Origin of the sequence: Chryseobacterium sp. C2(2020), from assembly GCF_014218915.1 — a bacterium.
Classification (GTDB): domain Bacteria; phylum Bacteroidota; class Bacteroidia; order Flavobacteriales; family Weeksellaceae; genus Chryseobacterium; species Chryseobacterium mucoviscidosis.
The window spans coordinates 42,109-55,464 of sequence record NZ_JACLCT010000029.1 but is presented as its reverse complement, the minus strand read 5'-3'; the positions used below and the strand labels follow the sequence as shown (position 1 = coordinate 55,464).

The window sequence follows — 13,356 nt, the reverse complement described above, 5'->3', positions numbered from 1 at the left end:
GAACTGGATAAATGCATAGATGGCAAGGAAAACTAAATATAATTCAATATTTTAGCGTCGAGTTCACGTTAAATAAAGCCCTTTGTATCTTTTGTGGTTAAATTTAAAATTAGTACAGCAGAAATTATTTCCCGGTCTCCATGTTTTTTAAATCTGTTATGGATTTTATTTTGAGCTGATTTGCCTGTTTTCTTCGCATAACGAGCGCATACGCATTGTTAAATCCAATCGGTTTCAGCCAACGGACCTTGTATTTTTTGATGAATTCATTTTGTACAAACTGATAGGTAAGATCAGGGCTTTTGGTCACATTTTCAATCGTTTTATGATCCGGAGTGAGCAGAACCAGCAATCCGGTACCTGTATATTCCGGATAAAAATCCACAGCATCATTCATTAAAGCATCAAAACAGATTTTTGTTCCGCCTAATCCTGTTTTGGTTTCAACTTTATAGTTTGTGTTTCCTTCGATGAGCATTCGGTAGATTTCGGCAAGAATATATTGTTCTCCAAAAATTTTTGATCCGATCCGGACGGTTTGATTTCCCGCTTCTTTAGGTGCTTTGTACAGATTATTCCTGATTAAAAATTCTTTTGCTACTTTTTCAGGAACCTGATGAAGATAATCTGTCTGATAGTTCAGTTCGGTCATCACGGAATCATTGATTTTTCCTGAAAGAAGATTGAGCGTCTTTTCGAGATCAGGATATTTCTGCAACGTTTTTTCTTTAACAATAGGAGCGGCGAAGTAAGGCGGAAATATTTTTTTATCATCATTCAGAACCAAAAGATCATATGCTTTTATTCTTCCATCGGTAGAATATCCGCTGATAAGGTCTAGTTTGCCTTCATACAAAGCTTTGTACATGAGAGCGTCATTAACAACCGAAGGATTGACATCCAGCTGATAAATCTTTTTTAAGCCGATATCTCCATCTTTTCTTCCCATAAATTCAGGGGTAAAACCTGCTTTTAATCGGGTTGATGAGTTTTTATTCCAAAAATAAACTCCTCCTGCAACAATCAGCAGTAAAGGAATAATCCATATCATTTTTCTGATTGTACGGTATTCTGATTTCTGAACAAAAGCAATCATCTGATCTACAATAACTGCCAGTAAAGCGGCCGGAATTGCTCCTGCAAGAATCATATTGGAATTATTCAGGGAAATTCCGCCAAAGATAAATTCTCCCAAACCTCCCGCTGCAACAAAAGAAGCCAATGTTGCGACTCCAACGTTGATTACTGCGGCAGTTCTTATTCCGGCAACGATAACCGGCATTGCTAAAGGTAATTCTACTTTCAGAAGTAACTGGCTTTTTGTCATTCCCAAAGATTTTGCCGCTTCAATGATATTGTCATTTACTCCCGAAATTCCTGTATACGTATTTCGGATGATGGGTAATAAAGCGTAAATTAACAGTGCGACAATGGCGGGTTGCGGTCCGATCCCGAAAACGGGAATCATAAAACCTAGCAAGGCAATGCTTGGAATTGTTTGTAAAATTCCTGCAACCGTTAAAACCGGAGTGGCTAATTTCTTTTTCCGGCTGATGAGAATTCCCAACGGCAAACCGACAGCAATTGCCAACAACAGGGCTATAAAGGTTAATCCCAAATGCTGGATTACCTGAATATAAATCTTGTGTTGCTGCTCAACAAGAAACTGCCATAAACTTTGCTGCATCAGGTCAACTGTTTTTGTCGGTATTCATTAAAAGAAGCCGTAATTATATTGTAAAGTTCAGCATCTCCGGAATTTGTACTGAGATCCTGCAAAACATTCCAGATATTCTGATCTTCATTAAATCTTTTTTCTGAAACATTTTTAAATTGCAGATCTGAAATTTTCGTGATTTGATATTCTAATGTCAAACGGTTATTGGCAAAGAAATTTTTCACAAAATCATTTGCAGGACGGTAAATCATTTCTTTCGGGGTTCCGATCTTTATTATTTTTCCTTTATCCATAAGACATATTCTGTGTCCCAATTCGAAAGCTTCAGATACATCGTGGGTTACCAGAATGATGGTTTTATTTTTAAGCTCGTCCAGCGTTTTAAACTCATTATGAATCTCAGATTTCGTCATATTATCCAATGCTCCGAAAGGTTCGTCCATCAGTAAGACTGGAGTATTGGCGATTAAAGCTCTGGCTATTCCGACGCGTTGCTGTTGTCCGCCGCTTAATTCGTGGGGAAATCTGTTTAAAACATCACCGGATAAATGTAATTTCTGAATAAGCTCCTCCGTTCTGTCTTTAATCTGCTTTAAGTTCCATTTTTGAAGTTTCGGAACGACGGCGATATTTTCTGCAACCGTATAATGGGGAAAAAGCCCTGAATTCTGCATGACATAACCGATTCCCATTCTCAGTTGCTCAACGTTATGATCCTTGATATTTTTACCATCGATTAAAATTCTTCCCGAATCTGACTCGATAAGCCGGTTGATCATTTTTAAAGTTGTTGTTTTTCCGCAGCCGCTTGTTCCCAGCAATACCAGAATTTCCTTTTCATGAGCAGCAAAGGAAATATCGTCCACAGCGGGACGATTTTTAAAACTTTTGGAAACAGATTCTACCGTAATCATCAATGGGAATTATTTAGCCAGTCGGATTCCTGTAAACTGCCATTGCAGTGATGTGGGAAAGAAATTTCTGTATGTTTTCCGGCTGTGTCCTTTTGGTGTTGCTAATGAAGCGCCTCTTAACACCATTTGATTGACCATAAATTTTCCGTTATACTCTCCTACTGCTCCTTCTTCTTTTTTAAATCCCGGATACGGAAGATAAGCACTTCCTGTCCATTCCCAGCGTTTTCCCCAGTCAAATTTTCCGGAAGCGACTTCCCATTCCGCTTCGGTAGGTAAACGCATTCCTTTCCAAGAGGCAAAAGCCGATGCTTCAAAAAAGTTGATGTGACAAGCGGCTTCGTCGGGAGTGATTTCTTTTAAACCGTTCAACGTGTACTGCATCCATTTACCCTCAATAAAATGCCAGTATAAGGGAGCTTTTGCCTGATTTTCTTTCACCCATTCCCAACCTTCCGCATGCCAATGTCTGAAATTTTCATATCCTCCGTCATTCATAAATTCCAGATATTCTGAATTGGTTACTAATCGGTTTGAGATTTGGAAATCATTGAGATATACTTTATGTCTGTTCAGTTCATTATCAAAACAAAATCCTTCTCCTTCAAATCCTATTTCATAAATTCCTTCCTTAAAAGAAAGCATTTCAAAATTTTCAGGTTCTGATTTTTCTAACGGAAAATTTTCGTTGTAACCGGGAAATAAAGGATTGTGACCGAGAATATATTTGATATCGGTTAATAATAATTCCTGATGCTGCTGTTCGTGGTTTAAACCTAGTTCAAAGAGTTTTTTAAGATCATCGGATAAGTCGTTGTTTAAAAGAAAAGTTTCCATCTGTTCATCGACATATTTCCGATACTGAAAAATATCTGCAACCGAAGGCCGGCTTAAGTTTCCTCTGTCTGTCCGGATTACTCTTGCCCCAATGGTTTCGTAATAACTGTTGAAAACGAAATTATATTGGGGATTAAATACCTCATAACCATCAAGATTCGGGATCAAAATAAAGGTCTCAAAAAACCATGTGGTATGTCCTAAATGCCATTTTGGCGGACTTACATCTACAACAGGCTGAACTACAAAATCTTCTGTTTCAAGTGGTTCGCATATTTCAATGGATCGCGCTCTGATTCTACGGTAATTCTCAAGCAACTGTTTTTCTTTGACTAGTGTATTCTGTTCGATCATCGTTTTAGCTTTTAATTTAAATTAGACTTTCCAGATCGCATCTACAAACCAGCCTTTGGTGTCCGAAATCTGTTTTAACGGTTTAAAACCTGTTTTTCTTGCCATTATATCGACTTCTTTTTCAGAATATTTCTGAGAAATTTCCATGTAAATGGCTTCATTTGCCTTAAAGTTTATCTTTTCCTCTTCAATATGTACCGACTGATCTTCCAGACTGATCAGGTAACTTCTGCAGGCTCCGGAAAGCGGATCGTAGGTTTGGTAATGTTTGAACTGATTCGTTTTAAAATCTGCATCCAACTCTTCATTAATTCTGTCTAAAAGATTAAGGTTGAACGATGCCGTTATTCCCGCTTTATCGTTATAGGCAGCCAGAATGGTGTGTGGATTTTTCTTCAGATCAAAACCAATGAGAAGAATATCATCCGGATTGAGTCTCGATTTCAATGCATTACAGAACTGATAGGCTTCTTCAATTTCCATATTTCCAATATTTCCTCCTAAAAAAAGAATGACTTTTCTGCGGGAAGAAATTTTGTTTGCTTTATCGAGCATTTCAAAGTATTCTCCATTGAGCCCCGTCATTTTAAGCCCCGGAATTTCAGATGTAAGATTTTCCTCCAAAACAGAAATAATATTTGCCGAAATATCAATCGGCATATAGGTAAAATCTGCGTTTTGCTTTACAAGATATTCAAGCAGATGAGAGGATTTTGTAGCATCTCCTGCTCCGAGTTCCACCAAATCAAAAGGCTCGTCGAATGCTCGTATCGCGTTTGCGAGTTCCCTCTTTTTTCCGGTAAAGATTTCAAGTTCGCAATCGGTGAGATAATATTCCGGCATATTCATGATCTGCTGAAAAAGATCGTCGCCTTTTTTATCGTAGAAATATTTGGATAATAAATGTTTAGGCTCCTCTTTCAGTCCGTCTAAAATTTCACTTTTAAATTTATGATGGGGATCGTAATCAGCCAATGAAGTTGTTGCCGTAGTCGTATTTCGGTTCATATTAATCTGGATTTCGTACGCAGATTACAGCAATTATTTTGCCATTGCCTAAAATACAAAGATTAATATTCGGGCTGTTTATGAAGGGATTTTTGAGTTCAAAACACAAAAATTTTAGTTTTAATTTTTATAAAATTGTATATTTACCATTCAAAATAGACTATATGGATTTAAAAGACAGGATGATTCTCAGTATTATTCAGGAAGATTCTACACTTTCGGTGAAAGAAATTTCAGAAAAAATTGGTCTTACTTTCACTCCGACGTACGAACGCATCAAGCAACTGGAGAAACAGGGAATTATTGAGAAATATGTGGGTCTTTTAAACCGCGAAAAACTGGGCTTAAATATTGTGGTTTACTGCAATGTGCGTCTTAAAGAACAGTCTAAAAAAGTTCTGGAAACATTTGAGAAAAACATCATGCAGCATGATGAAGTTCAGGAAATCATCAGTCTTTCCGGTGAATATGATTACATGCTGAAAATTATTGCAAAAGACATTAATTCTTATAATGATTTTACGGTGAATGTGATTTCAAACATACCTAATATCGGGCAATATCACAGTTCTATTGTCTTGCACGAGGTGAAAAAGTCTACGAAGTTTAAGATTGATCTGGGTTAAATTGAACCATTAAGATTTTAATTAAGAAGTTAAGCGAATTTAAGATTTTGAAGCGAATTATATTAAAAAATCCTATATCTCTTAATTTTGTTTAACTCCTTAAATGAATCTTAATGGTTTAAAATAAATCAACCCAATAATTTATTTTTCAGTTTATTAAACTGATATTCTATTTTATCCAAACACAAATTTCCGATACTTCCCTGATGCGTATGGTTTAAATTTCCAATTTCAAAATCGAACGCATTATTTTCAATCTCCTGCCCTACTTTTACGTAAGCATCCCGGAAGGAACTTCCGTTTTTCACTTCTTCATTGATTTTCTCTACGCTGAAAAGATATTTGTATTTTTCATCTCCCAAAATGCCGTCTTTTACCTGAATGTTAGGCAACGTATAATTTAAAATTTCCAGACATTCCTTTAAGGAATCAATCGCAGGAAAAAGGATTTCTTTCGTAAGCTGCATATCTCTGTGATAGCCTGAAGGAAGGTTATTCGTCAGTAAAATAAATTCATTTGGCAAAGACTGTATTCTGTTGCAGCGCGCACGAACCAACTCAAAAATATCAGGATTTTTTTTGTGAGGCATAATGCTGCTTCCTGTAGTAAATTCCTTCGGAAAGCTTATGAAATCGAAATTCTGGCTTAAATACAGACAAACATCGTAAGAAAATTTCCCTAAAGTTCCGGCTAAAGTCGCCATTGCCATCGACAGCATTTTCTCAGACTTTCCACGCGTCATCTGAGCATACACGGAATTGTAATTCATCGACTGGAAACCTAAATTGTAGGTCGTACTTTCACGGTCAATCGGGAACGATGAACCGTAACCTGCCGCAGAACCCAATGGATTTTTATTGATGATATTTTTAACTGAAAACAACATTTCTATGTCATCCAACAATGCTTCTGCATAAGCTCCAAACCACAATCCAAACGACGAAGGCATCGCAATCTGCAAATGGGTATATCCCGGAAGCAAAACATTTTTATGCTGTTCCGCCAATTTAATTAATATCTGAAAGAATTCGTCTGTTAATGTGGTAATTTCACGGATTTCATCTAATAAATACAATTTGATATCCAGTAAAACCTGATCGTTTCTGGATCGCGCCGTGTGAATTTTCTTTCCGGTATCACCTAATTTTTCAATTAAAATTGATTCAATCTGGGAATGAATATCTTCAGCATTCTTATCGATTTCAAAGATTCCGTTTTCAATATCTTCTAAAATTTCTGCTAAAACAAACAACATTTGCTCTGATTCTTCATTGGAAATAATTCCCACTTCTGCTAACATTTTGCAATGCACCATTGAACCTTTGACATCGTATTTTGCCAAACGTTCATCAAAATCAAGATCTTTCCCGACTGTGAATGTATTGACTAATATATTGGTGGCGTTATTGTCTTTCTGCCATATTTTTTTCATAAAATTTCTTTTTTGTTGGAAGATGAAAGCTGATGACGTATGTTTATAACCAACTGTTTTATCTTCCTTTATTAATTGATTTTGTCATTCCGACGAAGGAGGAATCTATCTAAAATTAAAGATTCTTCAATCCACTTCGTTTTTTTCAGAATGACATAACTGAATATATTTCTTTTATGTTTTCTTTTGTCTTGAAATCGAAGATTCGACGTAGTCAAACAAAAGAAACAAAAATTCAAGACTGGAAACTCCGGCTAAAAATTATTTCTGTTCTCTAAAAATTCTAAACTTGCGCGAATTCAAAATTTGTTCTTCGGTTCAATATTTATCTCGCGCTTCGAACAGTAGAATTTTCTTAACGTTCACAGAATTAATTTTCTTAACGCCTCCGATTCCTAAGTCGTTACTTACAAGCCGCCCATCATCCATCCCTCTTCCTGCTTCCTACTTCCAGCCTATAAAACTTTCTCCAAAATCTTGATGTAAATCTCAATTCCTTCTGCGATTTCTTCAATGAAAATAAATTCATCTGCGGTGTGAGAGCGCCTGCTGTCTCCGGGTCCCAACTTTACGGAAGTGCACGGAATGATCGCCTGATCCGATGATGTTGGTGAACCATATGTTGTCCTTCCAATCGCTAATCCCGCCTGTACAAAAGGATGATCTATTTCGATTTTTGAAGAATTCAGCCTGAAAGATCTTGCGGTTAAAGTGGATTTCATCTGAGACTGTATGATTTCAAATGCTTCTTTATTAGAATATTCATCCGTAACTCTTACATCTAAAAGTGAAAGTACAGGATTCCGGAACGACATTATGCTGAACTCCCGCGTGGATTCCTGATAAAGTAATTTTAACTTCACCCAAATAATCCGAAACTTTTGGAAATTTGAAATTTAAAATACGCTGCAAATCTTCCATACATTTTACAATCGAATTATCATCGTTCGGATGAGCGGCGTGAGAAGGAGTGCCTTTCATTTCACCGTCAATTACCAAAAGTCCTTTTTCTGCAATCGCCAGATTCATCTGCGTGGGTTCTCCTACAATGGCGAGTTCAATATTCGGTAATTGGGGGAAAAGCGCTTCAATACCGTCAAAACCTGAAATCTCCTCCTCTGCCGTCAAAGCTATAATTAAGTTATATTGTAAATTTTCTTTTTCATAAAAATGTAGAAAAACCTGCGCCATAGAAACCAATGAGGCTCCCGCATCATTACTTCCCAATCCGAATAATTTTCCGTCTTTTTCAATAGGAACAAACGGATCCAAAGTATACGCTTTGTTCGGTTTTACGGTATCATGATGGGTATTCAGCAAAATAGATGGCTTGAAAACATCAAAATTTTTGTTAACCGCCCAAATGTTATTTTTAAAACGTTTTGTCGGAATCTGATGTTTTTTGAAAAAATTTTCAATTTCCACCGAAGTATTAAATTCATCTTTGCTGAATGACGGAATCTCAATCAGCTTTTTTAATAATTCAACAGCGTTATCCCGCAATTCTTCTTTGCTATAAACAGATTTCAGTTCCTGCATGATGGTTTTCTATATGGTTTTTTAGTTCGGTTTCTTTAATTAAGAATACCTTATTGACATTATTTTTCACTGCTCCTAAAGCATTTTCCAGTTTGGGAAGAATTCCTTTGTGAAGTTTTCCGTCCTCTTTTAAGGTTGAAAATTCGTCTTCGGAGATATTTTTAATAACCGATTCCGGATTGTTCACATCTTCTAAAACGCCTTCTTTATCAAAACAGTATAACAATTCCACATCATATTTTACAGATAAAGCCTGTGCAATTACCGAAGCGATCGTATCTGCATTGGTATTGAAAAGGTGTCCTTTTTTATCGTGGGTAATTGCCGAAAATACCGGAACCAGTTCCAGTTTCAGCAATTTTGAAATTAATTTTCTGTTCACGCTTTTCTCGGTGATATCTCCCACAAATCCAAAATCTATTTCGGCGTGTTCTCTTTTTTTGGCTTTAATTAAATTCGCATCCGCTCCCGAAAAACCAATGGCTTTACACTTTTTCTGCTGAAGTTTTGCGACGATATTTTTATTGATTCCTCCCGCGTAAACCATTGCGACAATATCCAACGTATCTTTATCGGTTATTCTCCTTCCGTTTACAAGTTTTTGCTCAATTCCGAGCTTATCTGCCAAAGTCGTTGCCAGTTTTCCTCCTCCATGCACCAAAATTTTCTTTTCCTGAATTTCTGCAAACTGCTCTAAAAACTGTTCTAACAATTCCTCGTCATCAATTAACGCTCCGCCAATTTTAATGATGTATAATTTTTCTTTCATTGTATATACTTTTTGGAAAGCCCTGTCAAAGTTTGCAAGGGGAAACCTAACAGGTTTTAAAAACCTGTTAGGTTTGATTGTATTAAGCATTCAACTCATCCAAAATTTCCGAAAACACTGCCTGCGCAGAGAAAATTCGGTTTTTTGCCTGCTGATAAATGATTGAATTTTCACCATCCATCACCTCATCACTCAACTCTACATTTCGGCGAACCGGAAGACAGTGCATTACCTTTGCCTGATTGGTATTTTCCAGTTTTTCATTCGTCAGCATCCAATTGTCTTTTACTTCAGGCATTTTAGCATAATCATCAAAAGACGACCAGTTTTTAACATAGATAAAATCGGCATCTTTCAATGCTTCTTCCTGATTATGAATAATTTTCACATCTTTTGTAAAGTTTTTATCTAAATCATACCTTTCCGGATTGGCGATAACAAAATCTACATCCATTTCCTGCATCCATTCTGCGAAAGAGTTTCCGACAGCATGAGCAATGGGCTTGATGTGAGGCGCCCAGGTTAAAACCACTTTCGGTTTACGGTTTACACTGAGCTTGTCGAAGTGCCAATTTTCGGTAATAGTGATGCAATCTGCCAGACTTTGCAAAGGATGACGTGTCGCAGATTCCAGAGAAATAACCGGAACTTTTGCATGCTGCTCAAACTGGCTTAAAATGCTTTCATTCACATCATCTTCCTTGCTTTTCATTCCTGCAAAGCAACGAACGGCGATAATATCGCAATATTGATTCAATACTTCAATAGCATCTTTGATATGTTCAACAGTATCGCCATTCATGATAGCTCCGTCTGCGAATTCCAGATTCCAGGCCTCTTGAGCTGCGTTTAACGTTAATACATTTAAGCCTAAATTCTGAGCCGCAATCTGACTGCTTAAACGGGTTCTCAAACTTGAATTTAAAAAGACAAGTCCTATTGTTTTTCCTTTTCCTTTTTCGGGTTCTGAAAGAGGATTTTCTTTAATTTGTAGAGCTTTTTTTATGATTTGCTGTAAGTTTTCAACATCGCTTACAGAGGTGAATTTTTTCATTTTGAATTGATTTTTTTACCACAAAAGTTTTAACACATAAGTCACATTAGATTTAAGTTCAAAAACTTTGAAATATTAGAACACATAAGTTGAAAATCTTTGATTTTCCCCATGCTCTTTAAATCTTTAGACTTATAGTTAGTTAATTTTAAAAATTTTATCTCCATATCATTGGAGCTTTAACGCTATGAATCGCTACGTTTTTTTTATTTAATTTGAAAATATTTTCGTTCGCAAGGGCGTTCTACTCAGCTAATGATAGTTGTGTTTGTCATTCTGAACGAAACAAAGTGTAGTGAAGAATCTCTTTTTGATAATTAATAGATTCTTCCTTCGTCAGAATGACAGACCACATAATTTTCACAGGTTAAATATTCTCCAATACTTCTTTCAAAGCATTAATGAATAGATCCGTTTCTTCTTTCTTAATGTTAAGCGCCGGAAGAATCCTCAAGACTGCTTTATCATTAGAGTTTCCTGTGAAAATATGATGATTATACAAGAGACTGTTCCTCACTTCCGAGCAATCTCTGTCGAGTTCAATCCCAATCATCAAGCCTTTCCTTCGGATGTTTTTGATATGTGGAAAATCTTTAATTTCATTTTCAATATATTTGCCCATTTTCTGAGCATTTTCGATGAGATTTTCATCTTTCATAACGTCTAAAACCGCAATTGCCGCTACACAAGCCAAATGATTCCCTCCGAAAGTCGTTCCCAATAAACCGTTGCTTGCCTGAAACTTTGGATGAATTAAAACACCACCAATCGGGAAACCATTTCCCATTCCTTTTGCAGTGGTGATGATATCTGCTTCAATCCCAAATTCCTGATATGCAAAGAAATAGCCGCTTCTTCCATATCCCGACTGAACTTCATCCAAAATCAAGACAGCATTGTATTTTTCGCACAGTTCTTTAATTTTAGTTAAAAATTCAACTGTTGGAATCATGATTCCGCCCACTCCCTGAATTCCTTCAATGATGACGGATGAAATTCCATTTCCTTGTTTTTCAAAAACTTCTTCAAGTTGTTCGATATTGTTCCATTCAGACTTAATGAATCTTTCATCATAATTTACCGGAGCTACAATTTTAGGATTGTCCGTCACCGAAACGGCCGCCGAAGTTCTTCCGTGAAATGAGCCTGAAAAATATAGCACCTTATTTTTTCCATTGTGGAAAGAAGCCAGTTTTAAAGCATTTTCGTTCGCTTCTGCTCCTGAATTGCACAAGAATAAATTGTACTCTTCCAAACCTGAAAGTTTCCCTAATTTTTCAGCCAGTTCAGTCTGCAGTTCATTATGAACCGAATTTGAATAGAAAGATATTTTATCTAATTGATTTTTTAACTGAGCTTGATAATGGGGATGGTTGTGACCGATGGAAATCACCGCATGACCTCCGTAAAAATCAAGATATTTTTCTCCCTTATCATCCCAGAGAGATGATCCCTGTGCTTTTACCGGATTGATGTTGAATAATGGATATACGTTGAATAAATTCATGTCTATTTATAAATGATAATTGATGTTTGATGAATGATTCATCTTTTTTTATCTTTTTCTTTTGCCTTGAAATCGAAGATTATCTCCTTTCAGTCGATGAATACTATTTCGACGTAGTCAAACAAAAGAAACAAAAATTCAAGCCTGGAAACTTCCGCTAAAAAACATTTTTGTTCTCTAAAAATTCTAAAACTTACGCGAAATCAGCATTTGTTCTTCAGTTCTACATTTGTTTCGCGCTTCAAACAGTAGAATTTTCTTAACACTACATTCTCCTAAGTCGGTTTTAAGGTCAATCCTAAATTTTTTCCTTTTTTTTAATTAATTTCTTTTGTCTTGAAACAAAAGAAACAAAAATTCAAGACTGGAAAATTCTGCTAAAAATTAAAACTTAATCCTAAAATTTCCAAAACTTGCGCGAATTGAAGATTTGTTTTCATTTCAAAATTTATCTCGCGCTTCGAACACTGGAAATTTTTTAACGGATTAATTTTTAATTTTCTTAACGCTCCATTTTCCTAGGTCGGTTTTGATTGAGTTGTAAAAATTCACGAGTGACCTATTGACTATTCACGTTTAAAACGCTGTCGCTTTCAAGTTTAATCCTAAATTTTCTTCCCAACCCATGGCAACATTCATATTTTGAACCGCCTGTCCAGAAGCTCCTTTCAACAAATTGTCAATCGCTGAGTGAATGACCGCAACATTCCCACATTTTTCAATCTGTATCACACAGCGATTGGTATTGACAACTTGCTTTAAATCAATTGCTTTTCCGCTTACCTGTACAAAAGGTTCATCTGCATAAAAATCTTCAAACAACTGATAAATCTCTGAAAGTTCTAAATCTGTTTTCACGGTAGAACTTGTAAAAATTCCTCTGGCAAAATCTCCTCTCCATGGAACAAAATTCAGACTGATTTCATTGGTATTAAAAGAAACTAATTGGTGTAAAATCTCATCCACATGTTGGTGTGTTAAAGTTTTATACGCCGAAATATTATCGTTCCTCCAGGTAAAATGCGTGGTTACCTGTAAAGACTGACCTGCACCTGTGGAACCCGTGATTCCTGTTGTATATACTTCATTCAACCAACCTTTTTGAGCTAAAGGAAGCAGAGCGAGTTGAATTGCTGTTGCAAAACATCCCGGATTGGCTATGCTTCTGGCTCCGAAAAGTTGCTTTTTATTGATTTCGGGCAATCCGTAGATAAAATTTCTGTTTCCGAAATTTCCATCGAGGCGAAAATCGTTCCCTAAATCAATCACCAATGTTTCATCTTTTACGGGATTCTGAATCAGCCAATTCATACTTTCTTTGTGAGGAAGACATAAAAACAAAATATCTACATCTTCATGCTGATCCGTTAAAACCATTTCACAAACCGTCGTTAAATCCGGGTACAAATCTGAAATTTTTGTTCCCGAATTTGAACGGCTGTACAAAAAACTCAATGATACATTGGGATGAAAAACCAACAGACGAACCAGTTCGCTTCCTGTGTAACCGTTGGCTCCGATGATTCCTATTTTCTTTTTCATTTTATTATTTCCATGGTTTCATCATGGATATTATTATTGAACCCTTTCGGGTTCGCTTATTTTATTGATTTTATCATCCATAGGTTTTACCTACG

General features: G+C 36.3%; 10 protein-coding genes and 1 pseudogene. 1 reads left to right on the top strand and 10 read right to left on the bottom strand.

Annotated elements, in window-relative coordinates:
* Positions 1-124: 124 nt before the first annotated feature.
* Genes H6W52_RS15520 through H6W52_RS15505 form a run of 4 tightly spaced genes read right to left on the bottom strand, consistent with a single transcriptional unit; the run spans position 125 to position 4,791 of the window.
* Positions 125-1,687, bottom strand: a complete 1,563-nt coding sequence (locus H6W52_RS15520; RefSeq protein ID WP_116099861.1) for an ABC transporter permease/substrate-binding protein — start codon at positions 1,685-1,687, stop codon at positions 125-127.
* Complete coding sequence (locus tag H6W52_RS15515) at positions 1,687-2,592, bottom strand: ABC transporter ATP-binding protein (protein ID WP_116099862.1); 906 nt, start codon at positions 2,590-2,592, stop codon at positions 1,687-1,689. The genes H6W52_RS15520 and H6W52_RS15515 overlap by 1 nt, the downstream gene beginning before the upstream one ends.
* 9 nt (positions 2,593-2,601) lie before the next feature.
* The gene (gene egtB / locus H6W52_RS15510) at positions 2,602-3,783 is read right to left on the bottom strand and encodes an ergothioneine biosynthesis protein EgtB (RefSeq protein ID WP_116099863.1); all 1,182 of its coding nucleotides are present in this window, start codon (positions 3,781-3,783) and stop codon (positions 2,602-2,604) included.
* Positions 3,784-3,804: 21 nt separating this feature from the next.
* Positions 3,805-4,791 (bottom strand): L-histidine N(alpha)-methyltransferase, encoded by a 987-nt coding sequence (locus H6W52_RS15505; protein ID WP_116099864.1) that lies wholly within the window; start codon positions 4,789-4,791, stop codon positions 3,805-3,807.
* Between the two features lie 164 nt (positions 4,792-4,955).
* On the opposite strand from H6W52_RS15505, the gene H6W52_RS15500 reads away from it, so the two are divergent.
* Positions 4,956-5,417 (top strand): Lrp/AsnC family transcriptional regulator, encoded by a 462-nt coding sequence (locus H6W52_RS15500; RefSeq protein ID WP_076393695.1) that lies wholly within the window; start codon positions 4,956-4,958, stop codon positions 5,415-5,417.
* Positions 5,418-5,545: 128 nt separating this feature from the next.
* Here the strand turns inward: H6W52_RS15500 and argH are convergent, their stop codons facing one another.
* From argH to argC, 6 genes and pseudogenes are all read right to left on the bottom strand, one after another.
* The gene (gene argH, locus H6W52_RS15495) at positions 5,546-6,850 is read right to left on the bottom strand and encodes an argininosuccinate lyase (RefSeq protein WP_116099865.1); all 1,305 of its coding nucleotides are present in this window, start codon (positions 6,848-6,850) and stop codon (positions 5,546-5,548) included.
* Between the two features lie 455 nt (positions 6,851-7,305).
* Positions 7,306-8,389, bottom strand: a pseudogene (locus H6W52_RS15490) (M20 family metallo-hydrolase).
* The gene (gene argB / locus H6W52_RS15485; RefSeq protein ID WP_116099873.1) at positions 8,364-9,158 is read right to left on the bottom strand and encodes an acetylglutamate kinase; all 795 of its coding nucleotides are present in this window, start codon (positions 9,156-9,158) and stop codon (positions 8,364-8,366) included. The pseudogene H6W52_RS15490 and the gene argB overlap by 26 nt, the downstream one beginning before the upstream one ends.
* An 82-nt stretch (positions 9,159-9,240) precedes the next feature.
* Positions 9,241-10,212 (bottom strand): acetylornithine carbamoyltransferase, encoded by a 972-nt coding sequence (locus H6W52_RS15480; RefSeq protein WP_116099867.1) that lies wholly within the window; start codon positions 10,210-10,212, stop codon positions 9,241-9,243.
* A 367-nt stretch (positions 10,213-10,579) separates the two neighbouring features.
* Positions 10,580-11,719, bottom strand: a complete 1,140-nt coding sequence (locus tag H6W52_RS15475; protein ID WP_116099868.1) for an aspartate aminotransferase family protein — start codon at positions 11,717-11,719, stop codon at positions 10,580-10,582.
* Positions 11,720-12,295: 576 nt separating this feature from the next.
* The gene (gene argC / locus H6W52_RS15470; protein ID WP_116099869.1) at positions 12,296-13,261 is read right to left on the bottom strand and encodes an N-acetyl-gamma-glutamyl-phosphate reductase; all 966 of its coding nucleotides are present in this window, start codon (positions 13,259-13,261) and stop codon (positions 12,296-12,298) included.
* Positions 13,262-13,356 lie beyond the last annotated feature (95 nt).